This is a genomic window from Arsukibacterium sp. UBA5043 (assembly GCA_002415085.1).
Lineage (GTDB): Bacteria > Pseudomonadota > Gammaproteobacteria > Enterobacterales > Alteromonadaceae > Alishewanella.
In genome coordinates this window covers 224,502-248,365 of sequence record DIBV01000006.1, presented here as the reverse complement: position 1 = coordinate 248,365, position 23,864 = coordinate 224,502, and the positions used below count along the sequence as shown (strand labels likewise).

At 50.1% G+C, this 23,864-nt stretch carries 20 protein-coding genes; 9 read left to right on the top strand and 11 right to left on the bottom strand.

Features of this window, described 5'->3' with window-relative positions:
* Window positions 1-15: 15 nt before the first annotated feature.
* Entirely contained in the window at window positions 16-1,314 is a 1,299-nt protein-coding gene (locus B2Q61_RS07695; RefSeq protein WP_290619038.1) for an inosine/guanosine kinase, read from the bottom strand.
* 82 nt (window positions 1,315-1,396) lie between these two features.
* The gene (gene yaaA / locus B2Q61_RS07690) at window positions 1,397-2,173 is read right to left on the bottom strand and encodes a peroxide stress protein YaaA (RefSeq protein ID WP_290619040.1); all 777 of its coding nucleotides are present in this window, start codon (window positions 2,171-2,173) and stop codon (window positions 1,397-1,399) included.
* A gap of 350 nt (window positions 2,174-2,523) precedes the next feature.
* Here yaaA and tal point away from each other — a divergent pair, with 350 nt between their 5' ends.
* From tal to B2Q61_RS07660, 6 genes are all read left to right on the top strand, one after another.
* Window positions 2,524-3,474, top strand: coding sequence for a transaldolase (tal, locus tag B2Q61_RS07685; protein ID WP_290619041.1), 951 nt, complete (start codon window positions 2,524-2,526; stop codon window positions 3,472-3,474).
* Window positions 3,475-3,519: 45 nt separating this feature from the next.
* On the top strand, window positions 3,520-5,151 hold the full coding sequence (gene pgi, locus B2Q61_RS07680; RefSeq protein ID WP_290619043.1) for a glucose-6-phosphate isomerase: 1,632 nt from the start codon (window positions 3,520-3,522) through the stop codon (window positions 5,149-5,151).
* 277 nt (window positions 5,152-5,428) lie between these two features.
* Window positions 5,429-7,873, top strand: a complete 2,445-nt coding sequence (locus B2Q61_RS07675; RefSeq protein WP_290619045.1) for a vitamin K epoxide reductase family protein — start codon at window positions 5,429-5,431, stop codon at window positions 7,871-7,873.
* 29 nt (window positions 7,874-7,902) lie between these two features.
* Window positions 7,903-9,063: a hypothetical protein gene (locus tag B2Q61_RS07670; protein ID WP_290619047.1), complete on the top strand. Its 1,161-nt coding sequence runs from the start codon at window positions 7,903-7,905 to the stop codon at window positions 9,061-9,063.
* A 147-nt stretch (window positions 9,064-9,210) separates the two neighbouring features.
* Entirely contained in the window at window positions 9,211-9,978 is a 768-nt protein-coding gene (locus B2Q61_RS07665) for a class II aldolase/adducin family protein (protein ID WP_290619049.1), read from the top strand.
* Between the two features lie 26 nt (window positions 9,979-10,004).
* Window positions 10,005-11,180 (top strand): mandelate racemase/muconate lactonizing enzyme family protein, encoded by a 1,176-nt coding sequence (locus B2Q61_RS07660; RefSeq protein WP_290619051.1) that lies wholly within the window; start codon window positions 10,005-10,007, stop codon window positions 11,178-11,180.
* A gap of 15 nt (window positions 11,181-11,195) precedes the next feature.
* Here B2Q61_RS07660 and B2Q61_RS07655 read toward each other — a convergent pair whose 3' ends face one another.
* Window positions 11,196-12,092 (bottom strand): amidohydrolase family protein, encoded by an 897-nt coding sequence (locus B2Q61_RS07655; protein ID WP_290619053.1) that lies wholly within the window; start codon window positions 12,090-12,092, stop codon window positions 11,196-11,198.
* Window positions 12,093-12,150: 58 nt separating this feature from the next.
* A complete protein-coding gene (locus B2Q61_RS07650) occupies window positions 12,151-12,879 on the bottom strand; it encodes an SDR family NAD(P)-dependent oxidoreductase (RefSeq protein WP_290619055.1) in 729 nt (242 codons plus the stop codon).
* 164 nt (window positions 12,880-13,043) lie between these two features.
* Here B2Q61_RS07650 and B2Q61_RS07645 point away from each other — a divergent pair, with 164 nt between their 5' ends.
* Window positions 13,044-13,217 (top strand): DUF3545 family protein, encoded by a 174-nt coding sequence (locus tag B2Q61_RS07645; RefSeq protein ID WP_290619057.1) that lies wholly within the window; start codon window positions 13,044-13,046, stop codon window positions 13,215-13,217.
* Between the two features lie 73 nt (window positions 13,218-13,290).
* Here the strand turns inward: B2Q61_RS07645 and ung are convergent, their stop codons facing one another.
* The 7 genes from ung to B2Q61_RS07610 all read right to left on the bottom strand — a co-directional run bounded on the left by ung (window position 13,291) and on the right by B2Q61_RS07610 (window position 20,894).
* The gene (gene ung, locus B2Q61_RS07640; protein ID WP_290619059.1) at window positions 13,291-13,959 is read right to left on the bottom strand and encodes a uracil-DNA glycosylase; all 669 of its coding nucleotides are present in this window, start codon (window positions 13,957-13,959) and stop codon (window positions 13,291-13,293) included.
* Window positions 13,956-15,236 (bottom strand): threonine synthase, encoded by a 1,281-nt coding sequence (thrC, locus tag B2Q61_RS07635; protein ID WP_290619060.1) that lies wholly within the window; start codon window positions 15,234-15,236, stop codon window positions 13,956-13,958. Before thrC ends, ung begins: the two co-directional genes overlap by 4 nt.
* Window positions 15,237-15,265: 29 nt before the next feature.
* Window positions 15,266-16,234, bottom strand: coding sequence for a homoserine kinase (gene thrB, locus B2Q61_RS07630; protein WP_290619061.1), 969 nt, complete (start codon window positions 16,232-16,234; stop codon window positions 15,266-15,268).
* Between the two features lie 5 nt (window positions 16,235-16,239).
* A complete protein-coding gene (gene thrA / locus B2Q61_RS07625) occupies window positions 16,240-18,792 on the bottom strand; it encodes a bifunctional aspartate kinase/homoserine dehydrogenase I (protein WP_290619062.1) in 2,553 nt (850 codons plus the stop codon).
* 154 nt (window positions 18,793-18,946) lie between these two features.
* Entirely contained in the window at window positions 18,947-19,918 is a 972-nt protein-coding gene (locus tag B2Q61_RS07620; protein WP_290619063.1) for a sensor domain-containing diguanylate cyclase, read from the bottom strand.
* A complete protein-coding gene (locus B2Q61_RS07615) occupies window positions 19,918-20,532 on the bottom strand; it encodes a chemotaxis protein (RefSeq protein ID WP_290619064.1) in 615 nt (204 codons plus the stop codon). The genes B2Q61_RS07620 and B2Q61_RS07615 overlap by 1 nt, the downstream gene beginning before the upstream one ends.
* Window positions 20,529-20,894, bottom strand: coding sequence for a response regulator (locus tag B2Q61_RS07610; protein ID WP_290619065.1), 366 nt, complete (start codon window positions 20,892-20,894; stop codon window positions 20,529-20,531). The genes B2Q61_RS07615 and B2Q61_RS07610 overlap by 4 nt, the downstream gene beginning before the upstream one ends.
* Window positions 20,895-21,147: 253 nt before the next feature.
* Here B2Q61_RS07610 and B2Q61_RS07605 point away from each other — a divergent pair, with 253 nt between their 5' ends.
* Window positions 21,148-22,896, top strand: a complete 1,749-nt coding sequence (locus B2Q61_RS07605) for a sensor histidine kinase (RefSeq protein WP_290619066.1) — start codon at window positions 21,148-21,150, stop codon at window positions 22,894-22,896.
* 45 nt (window positions 22,897-22,941) lie between these two features.
* Window positions 22,942-23,847, top strand: coding sequence for a recombination-associated protein RdgC (locus tag B2Q61_RS07600; protein WP_290619067.1), 906 nt, complete (start codon window positions 22,942-22,944; stop codon window positions 23,845-23,847).
* Window positions 23,848-23,864 lie beyond the last annotated feature (17 nt).

Genomic DNA, 23,864 nt, shown 5'->3' with positions numbered 1-23,864 from the left:
AAGCGGGGCCGTTTCTTACCGTTCCCAGTAAGCCTCTTCCAGGCTATCTTCCCGCTCCGGTAAGCCTTTTGATAAGCGGGGTGCATTCTGGGCCAGAATTTCATAACTTACCCGGTTGGCATATTTACAGATCTGGGCGAAGCTCGAATACGCCAGGTACGGCATTTCATGTTTACCGGATAGCGGCTGCACCTGTTTGTGAAAATGATTAGCCGCCATATCGTGCAAAATGGCCGACAAGGCACCGTCACCAGCGCCATTGGTATTCTGAATACGCTCCGGCCCGCCCAGGTACGGGTCGATATGCGAATACACCTTCAACGGCAGCTCACAGTATTTGCGTAACATCGGCCGGCTAAATTCATACTGGTTAAAATCGGCCAGGCTGGCTGATTTTATCGGGTTGCTGCTTTCGCGCTTGACGCTGTCATCAGTATGACCACACAAATACAGGCCCTCCGGCCCGGCAGTGATCAGCACCATATCGGTATGATCCAGAATAGCTTCCGCCGCTTTTAGCGGATCACTGAAACCGGTCAGCGCTTCGGCTTCCAGTTCATTCATCGCCAGCACATTTACATAGTTTTTAATGGTACTGATAATCTGCTCGCGGTTTTCCTCCACCAGATGACGGGTACCCAGGCTCATCACTACCGGCACATCATGCGCTTTGGCATCTTCCAGTGCCTTGTGCATGGCGCGCTGAATCGGCTGGCCGATGGCCCGCAGTGGATAAGCACTGACCACAAAGGCCGAGGCGGCAGCAATAATATCGGTGGGAATATAATCAGGCTCCAGCTGATCCATATCACTGGGGTCAATGACAAAGGTCCGTTCGCCATCCGGGGTTATCATAGTAATACCGCGGCCGATATCACCGGCCACGCCCTGCAAATGGTTCATGTCTACCTTCGAGCTGGTATGACAGACATAGTGATAGGCTGGCGAGCCCAGCGCAATATTGGCTGACATCACGCCAAGCAGAACTGATTTATCGTCGGCAAGAACCGAATAATTGTGGATGGTGTTACCGATAGTGCCGCCGGCAAAATGATCTGATATCGCCTGCTTACTGACCAGTTCCTGATAAATAGCATTGGCTTTGGCATGTTCAACCAGATTGGATAAACCTTTCTGAATATCATACCGCACCAGAAAATCATCAGTAACACTGGCCACAACATCAACGATGGTTTGGTCCAGGCCGACGATATAGGTATCCAGCTCAGGCCGCACTTCAAAGCTTGGCAGTTGCGGCTTTGGCTGAGACACAGGAAAGTAATGCTTTATTTTACGCAGGCCGGGAAATTTCATGTTAAAGACTCAACAACAGACAAGCAGCTATTTTAGCAAAAATGTTGGCAAAGCCTAAGCGCCTTATTGATGCTTTGCTGAATTATTCAGATTGCTGGCGCAAAAACACTGGTTTATCGGCGCTTGAGTCCTGTTGACTGTACTGATAACCGGCCAGATTAAAATCAGTTATTGATTTTGGATCAGTAAGTTGCTGCTCAATGACATAGCGCGCCATCAGGCCACGGGCTTTTTTGGCAAAAAAGCTGATAATTTTATACTGTCCGTTTTTAAAATCTTTAAATACCGGGGTTATCACTCTGGCCTGCAGCATTTTGGGTTTAACCGCTTTAAAATATTCCTGCGATGCCAGATTCAGCAATACCCCGGCGTTTAACTCAGTAAGTTGTCTGTTCAGATTATCGGTGATCTGCTGCTGCCAGAAGGCATATAAATCTTTGCCGGCTGCGTTGGCTAATTTAGTACCCATTTCCAGCCGGTATGGCAGCATTAAATCCAGCGGCCGCAACACGCCATATAAGCCGCTCAAAATTCGCAGATGTTGCTGGGCAAACTGCAACTGTTTGGTGCTGAGGCTTGCTGCATCCAGCCCCTGGTATACATCACCGTTAAACATAAACAATGCTGCTTTGGCTTCATCAGCAGCATAATTCTGGTGCCACTGACTGAAACGGGCGGCATTTAAACCGGCCAGCTTGTCACTGATATGCATCAGCGAACCGAGCTCAGCCGGGCTGAGTTTTTTACAAATAGCCGCCAGTTCTGCAGCCTCGGGCAACAGCGCGGGCATCGTGGTAGCCAGCTTCAGTGAAACCGGGTTTGCATCAAGATCTTTTGCCGGGGAAACAACCATCAACATAAACAGTACCTGTATTGCGAATTCATCTGAGTAAAACGACTTGTACGTGGCCAGACGCTAACTGACCCAGAGCGAGGATGAGCGCTTAGTGCGGCAACAATTTTTCTGTTTTAACAAGCTGGCATTGCACGAACATTTGCATCCTGTGCTAAGGTGATCAATAAACACTAACCCTGAGCATCAATGGTGCTGAAACAGCGCCATGGCAATATAGTAACTTAGCGAGAACGGTGCAACGCTTTTTCTGGAAACGGGCTGACACCCGACCATTTTGTAGTAATATTCCTACATTTATTGCCTGGAATCGTTAATAACTCTAGAATACTTCAAAAAAATGGTAATTAAACAATATGAGTGATTTATTAAGCCAACTTAAAGACGTCACTACCGTCGTGGTAGACAGTGGTGATTTAGGTGCCATTGAACAGTTCCGGCCGGTAGATGCCACCACTAACCCGTCACTATTACTGAATGCCAGTCAGCTTGATTTTGCCAGGCCAATGCTGGCCAGTGCTATCAGCTACGCCAAAGCGCATGCCAGCGATAAAGCCGCAGTGCTGGAACTCGCTTGTGATAAGTTTGCGGTGGATGTCGGTACCGCAATCAGTAAGCTGGTGCCTGGCCGGGTATCGACCGAAGTGGATGCCCGCTTATCCTTTGATACCGCCGCCACGGTCGCCAAAGCCCTGCAACTGATAGAGTTGTATCAGCAAAACGGGATAAGTACCGAACGGATCCTGATTAAAATAGCCTCTACCTGGGAAGGTATCCAGGCTGCCAGGCAGTTAGAGCAGCAAGGGATCCAGTGCAACCTTACCCTGCTGTTTCATATGGCCCAGGCCCGCGCATGTGCTGAGGCAGGTGCTTACCTTATTTCGCCTTTTGTCGGTCGTATTCTCGATTGGTACAAAGCCAATACCAAGCAGGACTATACCGCCGAGACCGATCCGGGCGTGTTGTCGGTGCGGGATATTTATCACTTTTATAAAGAACATGGTTACCCCACTGTGGTCATGGGCGCCAGTTTTCGTAACACCGGCGAAGTACTGGCACTGGCCGGCTGTGACCGGCTGACCATCAGTCCTGCTTTACTGGACGAATTAAGTCAGCAAAGTGGCACCCTTGAGGTAAAACTGGTTGATGGTGGCGCTAAGACAGCCAAGCTACCTGCGTTGACTGAGAGTGAGTTCCGCTGGATGCTGAATGAAGATGCCATGGCAACAGAAAAACTGGCAGAAGGGATCCGTAAGTTTGCAATTGATCAGCGCAAGCTGGAGCAGTTAATTGGCGGACAACTATAAGCAGCAGCCGTATTGATCATTTTACCAGCAGCACAGGAGTACTTTATGTCGGGCAGTGTTACCGATCGTCTGAACCAGCTACGCTCACTTGCTGCACCAAGTGCTAGTTTGCGTGCTGCCTTTAACAACGATCCAAAACGGGCAGCGCGCTACAGCACCAAAGCGTGTGGTATTACCCTGGATTATGCCAAAAACCTGATTGACGACACCAGCTGGCAGGCGTTGCAGCAGCTGGCAGTTGACAGTGATATCAGTAAGTTGCGACAGCAAATGCTTGATGGTACCGCGATAAACAATACTGAGCAGCGGCCAGTGTGGCATACCCGATTACGGCAGCAGGATGTCAGTGGTCTGATGTTAAATGGCGAAGACATTGGCCAGCAAATCAACGATTGCCGGGCCAGAATGGCGGCGCTGATAGATACCCTGCATCAGCAGCAATATCTGGGTTACCAGGGCCGCGCCATTACTGATCTGATATGGGTAGGTATTGGCGGCTCGTTACTGGGGCCACAGATGGCAGTTGAAGCACTGACCCCTTATCACTGTAGTCCGGTTAAACTGCATTTTGCCGGTAATATTGATGGTGCTGTAGTTAGTGATATCCTCGCCGGGTTAGACCCTGCCACCACCCTGGTTGTGGTGGCATCAAAATCTTTTGGCACCGAAGAAACCAAACAAAATGCCTTGGCCATCCGCCAGTGGTTTACAGACCACGGTGCCGATAAAAAGGCCATTGGCCATCACTTTTGGGCGACCTCGTCCAACATTGCTGCAGCGGCCGAATTTGGCATTGAACAGAAAAACATTCTGCCGATGTGGGACTGGGTTGGTGGGCGCTATTCCTTATGGTCCGCCATTGGTTTACCAGTGGCCCTGATGATTGGCAACCAGCAATTTAGTCAGCTGTTAGCCGGTGCGGCAGCGATGGACCAGCATTTTTTTAATGCCCCTTTTGCCCAGAATATGCCGGTGATTATGGCATTGCTTGGTGTCTGGTATATTAACGGCCACAACTGTCAGGCGCAGGCGCTGTTACCGTACAGCCATTATTTACGCTTACTGCCCTCATACGTCCAGCAACTCGATATGGAAAGTAACGGCAAAGGTGTCGGACGCGACGGTAACGCCTTACCCTATGCAACTGCACCGGTAATTTGGGGCGATGCCGGCACCAATGGTCAACATGCCTATCACCAGCTATTGCATCAGAGTGCGCTGACGGTACCGGCTGATTTTATTCTGCCACTAAAGGCCAGGCACCCGCTGCAGGACCAGCACAGCCGTCTGGCAGCGCACTGCTTTGCCCAGACCCAGGCGTTAATGCAGGGCAAAACGCTGCAGGAAGCAACGGCAGAATGTCTGGCCCAGGGCATGAACGAGCAACAGGCAAAAGCCCTGGCACCACATAAAGTCTCGCCGGGCAATAAGCCCAGTAATACCCTACTGCTGCCCGAGTTATCGCCCTACTATTTAGGGGCGCTGATAGCGCTGTACGAACATAAAGTATTCTGTCAGGGGGCAATCTGGCAACTAAACAGTTTTGATCAATGGGGAGTGGAGCTTGGCAAGCAATTATCCGGTCCGATTTATCAAACTCTGACCGGTAACAGCCATCACAGCTTTGATGGCTCTACCACAGCGTTAATTAAGACGTTTCTGGCCGCTAAGCACTAACCAGAGCACTGTTGCAAAACAATAAAACACCGCTTTTGTTCCGGCAAAGCGGTGTTTTTTATTATGCGCGCTGTTTGGTTAACCCGACAAACATCGACTACGCTTCTAGTTAAACATATTTCTCTCTGCCCGTATCGTGACGTAACCGGCAACTGCTGTTAGCGACCCCAGTCAGACAGGAGGATATACTATTAACGCTAAACATTCTGATAGCAACAACCGGCAAGACACCGACAACAATAAAGCCGTATCGGCGAAGCAGACAGAGCATAAGCCCGTGGTACTGATCACCGGTTCAGGCGGAAGTATTGGCACCGCCCTGGCAGACAGTCTGCGCCCGGATTATCAAGTGGTCGGCATGGACAGAGATGAGGCTGAAAACACTCTGGTCGCTGATCTGACGTCTGCAGACTCTCTGGCGCTGGCATTTCATCATTTCCGCGAACAGTACGGCGAACATATAGCTGCCGTCATTCATCTGGCTGCCTATTTTGATTTCACCGGTGAGCAATCGCCGCTGTATGACGAAGTTAATGTTAAAGGGTCAGAAAAATTGCTGGCTGCGCTGGCTGACTTTACGGTGGAACGATTTATTTATTCCGGCACCATGCTGGTCCATCAGCCGGTGACTCCGGGTGATAAAGTCAGCGAGTCAACACCGATAGCGCCAAAATGGGCCTACCCGCAATCAAAAGCGGAGACGGAAGCTACTATTCGCCGGCATTGTAACGGCATTCCGTGCACATTTTTGCATCTGGCCGGCCTGTATAGCGAGCATAACGCCGTGCCAACCCTGAGCCATCAGATGGCCCGCATTTACGAACGGGATCTGAAATCTCATTTATATGCCGGCGATCTGGATGCCGGCCAGTCGTATATTCACCAGAACGATATGATAGCGCTGTTCAGACGCTGCGTAGAGCGGCGCAATCAATTACCAGAGGACTGCACCATATTGGCAGGCGAAGCTGAAACGCTGAGCTACAGTGTACTACAAGACCAGCTTGGCAAGTTAATTCACGGGGAGCAAAGCTGGCACACCATCAGTTTGCCGCAGCCGGTCGCCAAAGTCGGTGCCTGGCTGCAGCTGAAAGCCGAGCCTGTGGTACCTGATGCCATCGATCATGGCGAACAGCCGTTTATCAGGCCGTTTTTAATTGAACTGGCATCCGATCATTATGCGCTGGATATCAGCCTCGCTAATCAGTTACTGGAGTGGCAGCCTCGGCATAAACTCAGCGATATGCTACCGCAAATGGTTAGGCAACTGAAAAAAGACCCCATTGCCTGGTATCAGGATAATGGCATCCGCCCGCCCGACTGGCTGAAAGAAGCAGAAGAGCTTACCGACAATCCGGAAACCCTGCGTAAACGCCACGAAAGCTGGTACCGCCGGGAATACAGCCGTAACCTGTGGGGCCCGATGTTTAATATTGGCCTGGGTGCCTGGTTAATCGGCTCTGTTCCGAGGCTTAATTATCAGTCTGACGCCCAGATTTACAGTGATTTAATCTCAGGCGTGTTGCTGATGATAGTGGCAACACTGTCATTATCATGGCGCCTGCCTGCTACCCGCTGGGCCAGTGCGGCTATCGGCTGCTGGGTGCTCACTGCACCGCTGTGGTTCTGGACACCAGAGCCTGCAGTGTATTTAAACAGTACCATGATCGGCGCCATGGTGATTGCCTTCTCGGTGTTATTGCGTCCGGCTCCCGGGGTATCGCCGGTGGCCGTGATGACAGGCCCGGACATTCCCCCGGGCTGGTCTTATTCGCCTTCAACCTGGTATCAGCGCCTACCCATTATTATCCTGGCATTTATCGGTTTTTTTATCTCAGCCTATATGGCGGCTTATCAGCTGGGCCATATCGATGCCATCTGGGATCCGTTTTTTGCCGGCGCCATTGCCGGTGATGGTAAAAATGGTACCGCTGAAATTATCACCTCTTCAGTGTCGGAGGCCTGGCCAGTACCCGATGCCGGCGCTGGCGCACTGGTGTATTTGTTTGAAATACTGGTGGGGCTGGCAGGCTCGCGCAGCCGCTGGCGTACCATGCCCTGGCTGGTAATTTTGTTTGGTTTTCTGATTGTGCCAATGGGTGTGATATCCATTACCTTTATTATTATTCAGCCTATTATTCTCAATACCTGGTGCACCCTGTGCCTGATTGCCGCTACGGTTATGCTGCTGCAAATTCCATTTTCACTCGATGAGCTGATTGCCACTTGTCAATTTCTGAAGCGCCGACAGCAACAGGGACAGTCTGTCCTACGGGTATTTTTTGTCGGCGACACCGATGACGATGATGGCAGACGGGATCAGGATGATTTTGCCGATTCGCCTAAGCACGTCATTCAGGCAGTTTTTGGCGGTGGCGTGCGCTGGTGGTGCCCAGGATTACTTATCTGCACAGTGCTCGGTGTACTGTTGATGTTCAGCCGGCTCTTGCTGGGCGTCGAAGGCGCTATGGCAGATGCCCACCACCTGCTGGGCGCGCTGATCATTACCATTTCGGTGATTGCCCTGGCGGAAAGTGGCCGCGCCCTGAGGTTTATTAACCTGTTTCTGGCGCTGGCGTTAATGATTTGTGCCTTTGTTATCCCGGCCAGTACCAGCATTACCATTGCAACTTTACTGGCCAGCGCACTGATTATGGCAGCCAGCATCCCGAAAGGACCGGTACAAAGCCAATATGGCCGCTGGTCACGGCTGGTTGTCTGAATTTTTCCGAAGCAACGGAGGATACTGTTATGAGTGAACAATTAAGCAACAATACCATTAACGAACTGATGAACATCCAGGACACGGTGTGTCTGTCATTATATATGCCAACCCACCGCAGCTTTCCCCAGCGCAATGAAAACCCGATTTTGTTTAAAAATCTGCTGTCGGAATTATCAGAGAAACTGCAACAGCAGTATCCTGATGCTAACCATGCCAAACTAATGCAGGGCTTTGAAAAACTGCAGGATGATCAGGAGTTCTGGCAGCATCCGCAAAATGGTCTGGCGGTATTTGCAACCGATGCTTTTTTTAAAGTGCTGCAGCTGGAACAGCCAGTGGCAGGCCGCACCTTTGTCTGTGACCATCCTTATATCTCGCCGCTAATCCGGCTGACTCAGAGCACGGAAAACTATCAGGTGTTGTGTTTAAGCCGGGACAGCATCCGTTTGTTTGCAGGTAACCGCGATACGATAAATGAAGTGTCGCTTCATTCTGATGTGCCGACAACCAAAGAGCAGGCTTTGGGACATGAACTGACCCCATCTGATCAAACCGGCTATCACCAGGGTTTTGGTGCAACCAGCGATCGCGGCGATCTTTATGCCCACGAATCCGGAGGCAACGATAAGCAGCAAGAAATCGATATTGACCGCAAGCGTTACTTCCGGGCAGTCGATAAAGCCATTACTGAGCATCACTCCCAGCCTTCGGCATTGCCCCTGATTTTAGCGGCGTTGCCAGAAAACCAAGGGTTTTTCCGCGAAGTCAGTCACAACTCTAATCTGCTGGCTGACGGTGTCACTGTCGATTTAAGCGATCTGGATACCAGCAAATTACGCCAGCAGTGCTGGCAGCTTATGGAAAAGCCGTACCAGCAGAAAGTTGACGCCATGTTGCAACAATACAACCAGTCAGCAAATCAGGGGCTGGCTTCCAATAAACTGGCTGACATTGAGCAGGCCGCCCAAATGGGCCGGATTGCTACTTTACTGGTCGGTAAAGGCCGGCTTGACGTGGCGAAGGTAGATAAATACCACGCCAGCAACGAGCATCCGGATCTACTGGAAGAACTGGTGCTGCAGGTAATCCGGCACGGTGGTGAGGTGATGGTTATTCCGGCTGAACGTCTGCCCGACCAGAGTGAAGCGGCGGCAGTTTACCGCTTTGAGTTAGCTGGCAAAGAATAATAACGACATGCCGCCCGGGCAGCACTGCTGTCCGGGTAGTGCTGCTGCCACTACTTTATTTAAGCTCTGCCATTGATCCCCCCTGCCAACTCCCTTAGACTTCTGAACATCTATTTGCAGCCTGAAGGGCTTGCCGGAGGTAACGCGTTGCAATCTTTACCCAAACTCAATTTACAGTCCAAAGTCAGTGCTGAAGAATGGCAGCTGCGGTTGGATTTAGCGGCCTGTTACCGGCTGGCAGAGCATCACCGCTGGGGTGATCTCATCTATACTCACTTATCAGCAAGACTACCCGGCACCGAACATTATTTAGTGAATGCCTTTGGCCTGACTTTTGATGAAGTTACCGCCTCTAATCTGGTAAAAGTCGATTTAGACGGCAATATTCTGGACGACACGCCGTTTCAGATTAACCCGGCCGGCTTTACTATTCACAGTGCTATTCATCAAGTGAGACCCGACGCCCACTGCGTTATTCACCTGCATACCAAAGAAACCATCGCCGTTGCCAGCCAGCAGCACGGCTTGCAGCCCCTCAGCCAATATGCAATGTTTTCCTTAGGCTCTCTGGCCTATCACCAGTATGAAGGCTTAGCAGTTAATCAGGATGAGAAAGCCCGCCTCCAAACTGATTTAGGCCAGCACAATCATATGCTGCTGGTAAACCATGGCGGCTTAACCGTCGGCCCAACCGTCGGTGATGCGTTTATGCGCTTTTATGATTTACAGCGCGCTTGTGAAATTCAACTGGCGCTGCAAGCCAGCGGCCAGCCGGCAATACCGGTAGCGCAGACGATAATCGATAATATCAGCAAGCAAGCTAAAGTGGTGCACAGTGGCAGCACCGGCGGCCAGTTAGCCTGGCCAGCGATGTTGCGCAAAGCCTATCGGCTTGATCCCGGTTTTGCTCAGTAGCCGTTTGCGGCTAAACAGGAGTCTCAATGAAAGTTACCCGCGTTGAAGTATTTGATATTTATTGTCCGGATCGCCCGGCCTGGACCCCGGTTTTTGTCAGAATTCATACTGATGAGGGCATCAGCGGCATCGGTGAAGCCGGCCTGGCCTATGATTTAGGCCACAGTGCGGCCGCAGCGATGATCAAAGAAATGGCTGAAGCGTTTTTAATTGGTCATGATCCGTTTCAAACTGAAAAGCTCTGGTCGCGGATGCTGCGCGAAAGCTTCTGGGGCCTGGGCGGCGGTCCGGTTATTTATTCAGCGATGAGCGCGATTGATACCGCGTTGTGGGATATTAAAGGTAAAGCACTTAATTTACCGGTATATCAGCTGCTGGGCGGCAAAGTTAACGACAAGCTGCGTACTTACGCCTCACAGCTGCAGTTTGACTGGGGCCCGGAATTTAAAGCGCTGGTCCATCCTGAGCAGTATGCTGAAGCCGCGTTAAAAGCCATGGCTGAAGGCTATGACGCGGTAAAAGTTGACCCTATTCAGTATGACAAAGACGGCAACACTTACTATGACCGTACCAATATTATCTCTCGCACTGAAATGAAACTGTATCGGGCCAGAATGCAGGCTATCCGTGATGCGGTCGGTGATGAAGTCGATATTATTTTCGAATGCCACAGCCTGCCAGGTGCAACCTCGGCTATTCAAATTGGCGAAATTGCCAAAGAATTTGACTGTATGTTCTTTGAAGAGCCGGTAAATTACCTGAACCACTCTTTACATGCCAAGGTTGCCGACAAAGTGGCAGTACCGATTGCCGGCGGCGAGCGGCTGTATAACCGCTGGGGTGTGCGGCCTTATCTGGAAGATCAGAGCATTGACGTACTGCAGCCGGATATCGGCCTGTGTGGTGGCTTTACCGAAACTAAAAAAGTGTGTGATTACGCCGATATTTTTGACGTGCGTATTCAGGCCCATGTCTGCGGCGGCCCGGTAGCCACTGCTGCCGCGCTGCATCTTGAAACCGCGATACCCAACTTTTTAATCCATGAGCACCATACTTATGCCATTAAAAAGTGGAACCGCGAACTCTGTATTCAGGATCCGCAACCGGTAAACGGCTTTTTTCAGGTATCAGAAGCGCCGGGTATCGGTATAGAGCTGAACGATGAAATCGTAATGCGCTCGCAACGGGTAGAGATTAAATAACTTGCCAACGGCTGATTAAATTGTACTAAGCCGATACCAGGCACTGGCTGTGCCGGCACTTAATTGCTGCCAGCCAGTGCGGCTAAGCCCTAGATTGGTCAGTAACTGGTAATAACGCTGCCACAGCTGCAGATAACTGCCCTGCCATAAACACAGTGGGAAGTTACTGGCGAGCATCAGCCGTTCAGCTGGCCATTCACTTAGCACGGCAGCGAATACCTGCTGCTGCCATATGGGCTCTGCCGTACTGTAGCGACCGGCATTTAACAGCTCCCAACCAGACAGTTTCATCGCGACATTGGGCAGCAGTGCCAATTGGCGCATGCCTGCTTGCCACTGAGAAAAATTATCAGGCTTTACTAAACCGGCATGGTTTAACACCAGTTTTAAAGCAGGAAACGCCTCTGCTACCTGCTGAATTCTGGCGACGTTTTTAGCGCTGGCCAGGGTGCATTGAATTTCCAGCACAAGGTTGTGCCTGGCTAACTCGCTGGCAAGTTGCAGCAACTGCGGCGCATGTAACCAGCGCTCATCATCGCCTTCAAAAATATGCCGCACCCCGGCCGGCTGATAAGGCAGCAGTGCCTGTAAATTTGCCAGTACCTGCGGTAGCCCCAGACTGCAGTCTAAAAAGGCTACGGCCTTATGGGGTAAGGCCAGGTGTTGCTCCGCCAGCCAGACCAGTTCGCGCTGGGGTGCGCTGTTATCAAAACCTGCCTCAATATGTACCAGACCAACCAGGCGAAAAGACGGCGCCAGCTCAAGCTGAGAAACTAAGTAATCATGCTGCAACAGGGCTTTATCCTGCCAGTCTGGCGCATTACCAGATCGTAGCCAGTGATACTGACCGGCGCTTAGCTGCCACAGATGCAGATGCGGGTCGACAATATCCTGTATGTCTGTTTTGCTCATTACTGTTTGTTCACTGGACTGTTTACTCACAGGACGGTTTGTTCACTGGACTAGTCGCTCACTGGCAGGTATAGCCGCCGTCAATAACCTGCAGGCTACCGGTAATAAAGCGGGCATTGTCGCTCGCCAGAAAGGCAACCAGCGCCGCCACTTCTTCTGGCTGACCTAAGCGACCCAGTGGCTGTTCTGCAGCTTCATCGGCTACTACCGCCGCTTTGTCAGCGCCACTATTGGCACAGTAGCGGTCAATCGCCTGATGAAATAACGGCGTCTCAATGGTACCCGGGCAAACGGCATTCACCCGGATACTAAAACGGGCGTAATCCAGTGCGGTGGTTTTGGCCATAGAGGCCAGTGCGTGCTTGGTCAGGTTGTAGGCAAAAGAATTTTTCTTGGCTATCAGGGCTTGATCTGAGGCGATTAGCACAATAGCACCACTGTGCTGGCTGCGCATTTGCGGCAGTACTGCCTGCACAGCGGCGTATGCTCCTTTGACATTAAGCGCAAACAAGGTATCCAGCGTGGCTTCATCAGTCGCTTCGATATCGGCACTGATATGGCGGCCGGCATTAGATACCAGTAAATCAATGCGGCCGGTCGTGCTCAGTATAGTCTGAATAACATGTTTTACCGTTGCTACCTGACTGACGTCACATTCGCGGTATTCGCCAAGTTCACCTGGTACAATATCCAGATTAAATACCTGATATTGTTCATTTAATAACGTTTCAACGATGGCATAACCAATACCGTGGCTACCGCCGGTCACAATAGCGACTTTTTTCATGCCTGCTCCTACTGAACTCACCTGCATGCATCATAAGCTAAGTGAGCTTTTATTTAAATTTTTACCATGGCTGTAACGCTGTTGTCACTTAACTATTTTATTTTACAACAAAGTGTGGTAGAACTTTCGTTGAAAATTACAACAACATCAGCAGAGGCCGTATTATGGAAAGCTTCGAAGAATTACTGAACATGTTGGAACGCCCGGCAGCTAAACCGAAAGCTGTTAAGCGTAAATGGCGCGAAATCGAAGAATTAAAAGAACGCCATCGCCTTAAAAAAGAGCTATGCGATATGGATTGGACCATAGAGCCAGAGCTGGCTGATATCGAGTTATAACGTCAACGCCCAATCATCGATTGGGCGTTGCTGTTTTAGCTTATACCATAGCTTTTGTGGCAGTACACTGATGCTAACGGCAAACCGAAAGCCAGTTAATGGCCCCACGGTTACTGTTTTGCAGCAGGCTGTTGGTTTGCAGAAAATGGCCGCAACCCAGAAAACCACGATGCGCTGATAATGGCGAAGGATGTGGTGCTGTCAAAATATGATGGCGCTCACCGTCGATAAAGCGGGCTTTTTTCTGAGCATGGCTGCCCCACAATAAAAAGACAACGCCTTGGCAATGCTGGCTGATGGCGCTGATTACCTGATCGGTAAACTGCTCCCAACCCAATTTGCGATGCGAGTTTGGCTGATTGGCAATCACGGTTAATACGGTATTAAGCAGCAACACCCCCTGTTCAGCCCAGCTTTGCAAATTACCGTGGCCTGGTGGGGTAAAGTCAGGATACTCCATTGCCAGTTCTTTATAAATATTGGCCAGGGAGGGTGGCACTTTTACCCCGTCGCGTACCGAGAACGCCAAACCATGCGCCTGATTCGGCCCGTGGTAAGGGTCTTGGCCCAGTATCACTACTTTTAACCGGGCGAACTCAGTAAGCTTAAAGGCATTAAATACATCAGCCTGTGGCGGGTATACTATGGTCCCCGCGCTGCGTATTGCTGTCACCTCATTTAGCAGCGCCTGAAAATACGGCTGCTGCTTTTGCTCACCCAATATTTGCTGCCAATCTGTCATGTGCGTTTTAAGGTCCTGATCACCTGCTCTAAGGCTGAGAAGTCTGCCGCAATATCGACGCTAAGTCCAGACTCAGCTGCACAGGCCGCGAGTGCTGGCGGCAGCGGGATGGGACTACCCAGGATATTCTCTACCTGCTCTTTAAACTTTGCCGGGTGCGCGGTACCAAAGAAAATACCAAACTCATCCGGCGCCAGACTGCGCTTCAACGCTTTGTAAGCTACCGCCGCATGCGGTTCACTTACGTAGCCCAGCTGCCATAACTGCCGCATACTCAACTGGGTATCATCTTCGTCCACCGCGAGTGCCTCAATATCATCACGGCAAATCACACCTTGCGCCAGCAATGCCTCGACCCGTGGCCAGTTATTGGGCGCACTGACATCCATCGCGTTGGACAAAGTAGCGATAGTCGCTTTCGGCTGCCATAGCTGACTTTGCCAATAGCGGGGCACGGTATCATTATTATTGGTGGCCGCAATTATTCGTTTGACAGATAAACCCATTGCTTTAGCAATAAGGCCTGCGCTGAGGTTACCAAAGTTACCGCTGGGTACTGATATTACAACGTGCCGACGTTGCGCCGCTGGCACCTGCGCCACGGCTTCAAAATAGTAGCAGATTTGCGCAAACAGCCGACTGATATTGATTGAGTTAGCAGAGGTGATATTAAACTCGTCCACCAGACTTTTATTGTCAAACACCTGCTTTACCAATGCCTGACACTGATCAAAATCGCCGTCAACCGCCAACGTGGTAATGTTGTCACCCAGAGTGGTAAACAGCTTTTCCTGCAAACTGCTGATTTTTCCTTTTGGAAACAATATAACGACCTGCACGCCTTTCTGGCCATAAAATGCATGCGCTACCGCCGCGCCGGTATCCCCTGAAGTGGCGGTAACAATAGTGGTTGGTTCTGGCTGTGCTTTGGCCAATGCCTGAGCCATAAAGCGGCCACCAAAGTCTTTAAACGCTAAAGTGGGCCCGTGAAACAGTTCCAATGTACTGATATTTTCTGTTATTTGCACTAAAGGTGCCGGGAAAGTAAAAGCACGGTCGACCATCGCCAATAGTTCAGTTTCTGGCAGCTCATCGCCGATTAATGCCGCCAAAATTGTGCAGCTGCGCTGTACTAATGGCATCTCCAGTAACGCATCAATATCCAGCGTCGGCCAGCGGGTCGGAAAAAAAAGGCCTTGTTGTTGCCCTAACCCCTGGCGTACCGCCTGTAAAAAGCTCACTTGTTCGGTGGCTACTTTTAAATTTGTTAATTGCATTGTCAAATCCTCTGGCCGTCAGCGGCAGGTTACAAGGTCAGTGCTCTGGCGCCGGCAGTTGATAATTGGCAAATCAAAGTACAGGCATCAGCATTTTTTTCATAATGCTGTTGCAGATAAGCCGCAGCATGGGCCGCGGTGGCATCGTCCGGGCATAGTGCAAATAAGGTAGGGCCAGCACCAGAAATACCCAGATGCAGCACACCATTAGCCGTCAATGCCGTGCGAAGCTGCGGCAATTCAGGAATAAGTGCAGTGCGGGCAGGTTCGGCCACCAGATCTTGCAGTGCAGCAATAGCCTCATTTTCGTCCTGGCAATACAATGCGCTGATAAAACGACTGAGCATACCGGCAAATTCAATACTGTGCGGCAGGCTTAACTCCCGGGGTAACACAGCCCGGGCAGCTTTAGTAGACAATACGGTGCCTGGGTAGCTTAACACTACCCGCCAATGGCTGAACCATGGCAACGTCCGGCATAGTTTATTGCTACCGGGCAACATTAACTGCAGGCCGCCCAGGAGACTGGGTGCGACATTATCAAAATGCACACTGCCACTGACTCCCCCCTCAGCCTCTGCCATTAACTGTAACAATTGCGGTTGGCTTAAGGGCTGACCAAAATAGTCATTGAAGGCATAACACGCCACTACAATAGAGCAGGCACTTGAACCCAGCCCGCTACCTACCGGCAGATTTTTCTGCAATTTTAAGGCTAACCGGGGTAAAGGTTTGCCAACTGCCTGCTCAAATGCATAAAAACAGGTTAATACTAAATTAGTGCTGTTGTCTGCTGGTAACTGATGGCGGTAACGGCCACTGATTTGCAAGCTGAGTTCGTTCTGTTCAGCATATATTTCAAGCACATCACCAAATAAATTATCTCTTGCTGCTGCCCCTGCTACTGGTTCAAAAGCTGCGCCTAGCAAATCAAAACCGACCGAGAAATTACCGGTTGACGCCGGCGCAAAATATCGGGCTATTCTAGAGTTTGTCATCGTCGTTACACCTGCTGCTGCCAGCTTAAGGTTCGCATAATATCACTGAACACGCCGGCTGAAGTGACGGCAGCACCAGCGCCATAACCACGCAGCACAAACGGGATCGGCTGATAATAGCGGCTGTGAATGGCCAGAGCATTTTCTCCGTCTTTTACCGTAGCCAGCGGATGATCCTGAGCCAATGCTTTAATGGCAACCTGGCATTTGCCATCACGGATCTCACCAATATATCGCAGTACTTTACCCTGCTCAGCCGCCGCTTTTATCCGCTGGCTAAAGGTGGCATCTAATGCAGGTAGGCGCGCCATAAAGTCATCTGTGCTGCCGCTGCTGTCAAAGTCGGCGGGCAATACCGGCTCAATATAAACGTCACTGAGTTCCAGTGGCATGCCGGCTTCACGCGCCATAATCAGCAATTTACGGGCGACATCGGTTCCCGATAAATCATCACGTGGATCCGGCTCCGTAAACCCCTTCGCTTTGGCCTTACTTGTTATTGCCGACAAACTGCCACCCGCCTCTATCTCACCAAAAATATAAGATAACGAGCCGGATAAGATCCCTTCAAACGCCAGTAATTCATCGCCGGCATTCAGTAACCCCTGCAGGGTATCAATAACCGGCAAACCTGCGCCTACTGTGGTTTCATATAAAAACCGCCGCCGTTGCTGCTGCGCCACCTGGCGCAACTGCCGGTAGTAAGCGAGGCTTGCTGTGTTGGCTTTTTTATTCGGGGTCACTACATGAAAGCCAGCCGCCAGAAAATCAGCATACTGACTGGCAACAGCTTCGGCACTGGTGCAATCGACCAGTACCGGATTGGTAAGATGTTGCTGCCGGACAAAGTCTGACAGCTCTTGCAGTGAAAAACTTTTCTGACTTTCACTCAGTTCAGTTTGCCAGTTGCCAAGGGCCACACCATCTTTAGCCAGCAATAACTGACGGGAATTGGCGACCCCATATACCGTTAATTTAACCTGCCGCTGCTGTAAAAAGCCTTGCTGGCGTTCAATTTGGGCCAGCAACTCAGCGCCCACCACACCGCAACCGACCAGAAAAACATCGATGCTGGGAATATGGCTGAAGAAATTTTCGTGGCAAACTCTTACTGCATCTTTGCATACCGTTTGCTCAACCACCGCTGAGATAGAGCGCTCGCTACTATCCTGAGCAATAGCCACCACATTAACCCGGGCCTGAGCCAACGAGGCAAAAAACTTGGCTGCCACGCCACGATGCTGGCGCATACCATCACCCACCAGGCTGACAATTGCCATATCGGCCAGAATACTTACCGGTCGCAGTAAGCCGGTTTGTAATTCCAGCTCAAACTCTTGTTCCAGCGCTTTCTGCGCCCGATTGAGATGCAGTTGCGATACACAAAAACTGATACTGAATTCGGATGAAGACTGGGTAATTAAACTAACGGAGATTTGCGCCCTGGCCATTGAGGCAAACACCCGGCTGGCCATCCCTACCACGCCTTTCAGCCCCGGGCCTGATACTGTAAACAGTGCCAGATGCTCCAGACTGGATATCCCTTTCACCAGTGCCTCACCATCGCCGCTTATATCAATACAGGTGCCTGGTGCAGCCGGGTTTAAGGTATTTTTGATATAACAGGGGATCTGATAACGTGCCAACGGGCCGATAGTTTTCGGGTGCAGTACCTTAGCACCAAAATACGATAACTCCATCGCCTCATCATATGATAAACGGTCAATCAGGCGTGTTTGCTTCACCTGTCGTGGATCAGCGCTGTACACGCCATCGACATCCGTCCAGATCTCACAGGCCTTGGCCCGCAGACTGGCGGCAACAATGGCCGCTGAATAATCGGAGCCATTCCGCCCCAGCAAGGCTGGCTCACCCTGACTGTTACTGGAAACGAAACCGGCGATCACGTATACCGATGCGCTGTGCGCAGCAATCGCCTGTTGCAGCGTCTGTTCTGAGCCCGCAATATCGGCCGTGGCATTCAGATAATCTCCCTGGCTTTTAATCAATGAAACTGCATCCAGGGCAACCGCTTTAACATTGCCCGCGCCCAGCAACGCCGTCATTAACGCCACACTAAATTGCTCACCTAAACCCAGAATTTGCGCCTTAATATGATCCGGGCAATGCCGGAGCAGGCTTATCCCCTGCAGATGCAGCGCCAGTTGCTTTAATTGCTGCTGCCACAAGGCCTGCACCTGGCTAACCTGCAGTGCAGATAACGAAGTGGCGTCATTCAGCAGCTGTTGATAACGTTCAGTCAGAGCGGTTAATACCGCCTGATAATCTGAACCCAGATAAGCGAGGTCGGTCAACTCTACCAACATATTGGTCACGCCCTGTGGCGCTGATAACACCAGACACACCGGGCAGGCCGCGGCCTGACGCTGCACAATTTGCGCAACTTCGGCAAAGCGTGGCAGTGATGCCAGTGACGAGCCGCCAAATTTTAGCACTCTCATGTTTTTTCTCCTTGCGCATCGAATGAGTTGTTTTGTTGTTATTGCCGACCATGGCCAGGTAAACACCTGTAAATATGTAAAAAAAACCCGTGACATTTGAGGTCACGGGCCTTTTTACAGACAACACACCGCCGACCTCCTACCCCGAGGGGCTGGTGGTAATAATAATGCTGGTGAGGTCTGCTGTTCTTATTTTCATGTTAAGCACTATGCACAGACTTATAGACGTCTGTCAAACAAAAAATAGCCGCTAATTCGTCTTTACCTTTTTAAGGGAATCAATCAAGCCGGGATAATAAGTGACCACCTGATTGCGGCCATTGCGTTTCGCCTGATACAAGGCTAAATCTGCTTGCTGGATAAGATCGTCGGCACTATCGGCGCTACTGAACTGGCTGACACCAACACTCACACTGGTCATAAGGTTTTGCTGTTTGTATGCAATCGGGGTGGCGGCGACCCGCCGGCAGATACGTTTAGCGACCTCAATGGCGCCATCCAGTGGTGTGTCGGGCAGTATAATGGCAAACTCTTCGCCGCCGTAACGGCCAAATAAATCGGTTTCCCGCAATAAACTGCCGATTAATTTCGCGACTTCAATTAAGACCAAGTCGCCAGCCTGGTGGCCGTAATCATCATTTAACCGTTTAAACTTATCCAGATCAAAAAACAGTAATGACAACGGGTGCTGATACCGGGCCGCACGCTGTACCTCAACTTCAAGTTGCTGCTGCCAGTAATTACGGTTTAATACACCCGTTAAGCCATCCAACCGGTTTACCTGCTGCAACTGTAAATTGCTTTGCTGCAACTGGTTTTGATAGACATAGGCATCGGTAGCGTCTTCAATCAGTAAGCACACATAATGCTCACCCGTAACAGGTTCGGTCAATGGCAACATATTACAGTTTTGCGCCATATACTCATTGGCACTGCTAACTGGCCGCAAGTGGGGTAACTTAAACAAATACTGCCGCTGTTCCCAGGAACTGAAGGCCGGACTTTGCAAACTCAGCACACTGTTTAGTTTGCGACTAAGCCAGGCTTTGGGGGCATCCGTAAATACGCTGAATATGTCTTTGCCCTGCACCGATTCCAGCTGAATGTCAGCCCGGCGACAGATATAGGGATTGATATAAACTATTTGCAGCTGGGTGTTCAGCAGTATCACCCCACTATTCAGCTGCTGCAGTAAAGGACCGGACAGCCAGTCAATACTCATCAGAATTCCGCCAGCACATGATCCAGAATCGTTTTCAGTTTCAACACCGCTTCACCCGGGATCAACAAAATCATATTGCAGTCGAAGCTGTAGTCGGTAAGCTCGTAACGAATATCCACCTTTAAAGCCAGTTGCCAGTGAAATGCTGTTTGTTCCAGTTTACTGATAAAGTCGCTATCACGTGAGGATATAATCCGCGGTGCCGCGTAAGAAAAGCTGTTTTCCAGCTGATCTGCCAGACCATTTAAAAAGGTAGTGGTTAAAATCGAGCTGATATCAGTCAGCATTTCAGCTTCACTGGTCGCGTCGTCATCATAACCGAGTAACGCAGCAATTTTGCCGGCGTTGTCCAGCTGATACAGCAAAATGGTTTCACCGCGCAAACCACCATCACCAAAAAAACCAAGGCTGATCATTGAGCTGTTCAGGCCCTGATACTGGCCGCGAAACTGTTCAGGAATTTCAGCGGCACTCACTAAACCAATTGCCGGTACCTGTAAATGAACAAAGGTATTAAGAAACCGCGCCAGTTTGTCGCTGGCCAGCCCCATCGCCACATTGATTAGTTCCTGCAGGCAATCGCGTTGCTCTTCAGTAAAACTCAAATCCGTCATATCAAACCATACTGTCGCATCACTGCGCTGAGTTTATCGGTATTTACCGGCTTATGAATAAAGGCCAGTGCACCGAGATCCATTACCCGTTTTTGCATTTCCGGCTGAATATCAGCGGAGACCACAATAACAAAAACATCCATTTTTTCCGCTTTAATCGCTTCAAGTACGCCAACACCATCCAATTCAGGCATTGTCAGATCCAGGAAAACCACGCCTATTTCCTGGCTACGTAATACGTTCAGTGCCTCCAGGCCATTGGTGGCCGTAACAATCTCGGCATCAAATGCGCCGGGCAAAGATTTTTTCATTTGGTTGCGAGCTAAAAGAGAGTCGTCACAAATTAACGCGGTTAAAGCCATCAGTACTGCCTGTTTTATGTTGGATTAATGCATCTGTTGGTTAAAAAATATATACAGATGGCCGCCATAATGCAATATCCAGCCAATAATTAGCATACCTTTAGCAAGCTTGGATAACAGGCCGGTTGACCGTCTGCGGCATGCTTAGCAGGGCCGCTGTACTTATTTAGCATCAGCTATTTTAAAAGACTACTTTATTGGGTAAGGTAGGTCAGACTTAGTATTAAATAATCCGGTGAAAAAAGGTTATTGCATGCAGCAAAAAAGCCTGTCCCGCAATCTGCTTACCAAGGTGTTGTCAGTCTATTTCGTTCTGACTTTAATTGTTACTGTCGCACAGATTGTGGCAGAGTACTACAACACAAAAAACCTGATTAACAGCGACTTAGAAACGTTGCAGCAGACTTTTTCAGGCAGCTTAACCCGGGCTATCTGGGAGCTGAATACGCCACAAGCGTTAATTATTGCCGATGGCCTGCTGTCTATTCCTGCCGTAGAAGGTATTGTGGTCCGGGACGACAATGGCGCCGTGATTACCCAGTTAGGTCGGTACATCGATGTTAAAGAACGGTTCAGCAGCCAGTTGGTCCGGGAAGGCGTGCGGCTGACCGAGCAACAATCTGGTATTTTCGGTTATACGTTTCCGCTTATTTTTGAGTTTTCAGGCCGGGCTACCCAGGTTGGCGACGTGACACTGTTTTCCAGTCGCGCCGTGGTGATTGATCGGATCAAAGTGGGTATTTATTTTCTGATTGGCAACGCCATGCTGAAAACCACCTTTCTTATTATTCTGTTTTTAATGGCATTTAGAAAACAACTTACCGAGCCGCTGGCAGATATTAGCAGGCAAATTGAAGACTTAGAGCTTGATCAACTCGATGGTGCCCGGGTCGATGTAGATAAAAGCCAGTCTTCTGAACTGACCTTAATGGCTGATGCCTACAACCGACTGATAAACCGGGTACAGGACTATAAAGCACAGTTAGGTAATACCCAGAAGCAATTGCTCAATTCCAATGAAAAACTAGACCAGCAAAACCTGCTACTGGAGCAGGAAGTTGCCCGCAAAACATCTGGCCTTAGCCAGGCAATGATGGACTTGCAGCAACAGAAACAGGAGCTGGAACTGAAGCAGCAAAGTCTGCGCGAAGAAATTGAACGCCGCCGTCATACCGAAGACGCCCTACGTAGCAAACAAACTGAGCTTGAACAGCTGGTTGAACATTTAAATCAAGCTCAGGACCGGTTAGTGCAGTCGGAAAAAATGGCCGCGCTGGGTGGTCTGGTGGCCGGTATTACCCATGAAGTGAATACCCCTGTTGGTATCGGCGTAACTGCCACCAGTTTTCTGGCCGAAAAGCTTAATAGCCTGCAACACGCCTTTAACGACAAATCGCTAACCTCGAAAACGCTGGAGGCTTTTATTAATGAAGCACTGCAAGGCACCGATTTATTGCAATCAAACTTAAGCCGGGCGTCTGAACTGATTGCCAGCTTTAAACAAATTGCGGTTGATCAGGCCAGTGAGGCAATTCGCACCATTAATCTGGCCGAATATATTAACGAAGTGATCTGTTCTTTGCAGCCTAACTTTAAAAAAACCCAGCATCAGATAGAAGTAAATTGCCCGGATAATATCATTCTGCGCTGTCCGGCTGGTGCAATATCACAAATTTTCACCAATTTACTGATGAATTCGCTCATTCACGGTTTTGAAAATATGAAAGAGGGTCTGATCCGGATCACCGTGCTGGATGAAGACCACAATGTCGATATCCGCTTCACGGATAACGGTAAAGGCTTGTCACCAGATCAGCTTGAGAAGCTGTTTCATCCTTTCTTCACGACCAAGCGAGAACAGGGCGGCAGTGGCTTGGGTACCCATATTACTTACAATCTGGTGCGCCAAACCCTGGGTGGCAGCATCACTGTCAGTAGTGAGCCTGGTCAGGGTTTGCACTACCATATTCGCTTCCCAAAAAACCTGAAACTCGACGGCTGATCCGCGTTATACTCGCCAGCTTGTTAGAAGAAGGACAGGTTTTTTATGTGGTTTAAAAATATCCGGGTTTACAAGTTAAGTGCCCCGTTAAGCACTGATCCGCAGCAATTGGAAGACGCATTGGCGGAATTTAAGTTTGCCCCCTGTACTGGCCAGGAAGCCGTCAAAACCGGTTTTAGCTTCCCGCTGCATGCCAGCATTAAGCAATACTGCCATCCGATGGCTCAGGGCTGGTTGTTTGCCGTAAAACGCCAGGAGAAAGTATTGCCGGCGGCGGTAATTAATGAAGAATTGCAACCAAAAATTGATGCCATGGCTGCAGAGCAGGGACGGTCGCTTAGCCGTAAAGAAAAACAAAGCCTGAAAGAAGAATTAATTCAAACCCTGCTGCCCCGGGCATTCAGCCGCTCTACCCTGACCCATGGTTATTACGACGCTGAGCATAACTGGCTGGTGATAAATACCGGCGGTGCCGGCAAAGCGGAAGACATTCTGGCGCTGTTACGCAAGGCGCTGGGCTCGTTACCGGCGTTACCCTGGCTGGATAATCATAAATTGAACTCGCACCTGCAGTTATGGCTGCAGGATCAGGCACTGCCAGAAGGGTTCGCATTGGGTAATGATGCTGAACTAAAAGCGCCTGATGAAGAAGGTGCCAAAGTTAAATTTAGCAACCACCTGCTAAGTGCTGACGAAGTACAGAGCCATCTGCAGGATAAACTGGTGACCAAAATTGCATTACAGCAAAATGAAGGTTTAAGCCTGCATGTCAGTGACGATAGCAGTATTAAAGGTATAAAATACCATGAACTGTTGACCGGCCAGAATGAAGAAATGGGCTGGGAAGATTTAAGCTTGCGACTTGATGCTGATCTGTTACTAATGAGCAGCAGTCTGAACCAGGCTTTGCAAGCTATTGCAGTTCGGTTACAGGCCACTGATGACCAGTAATGAGTCAGGCCGTTCCA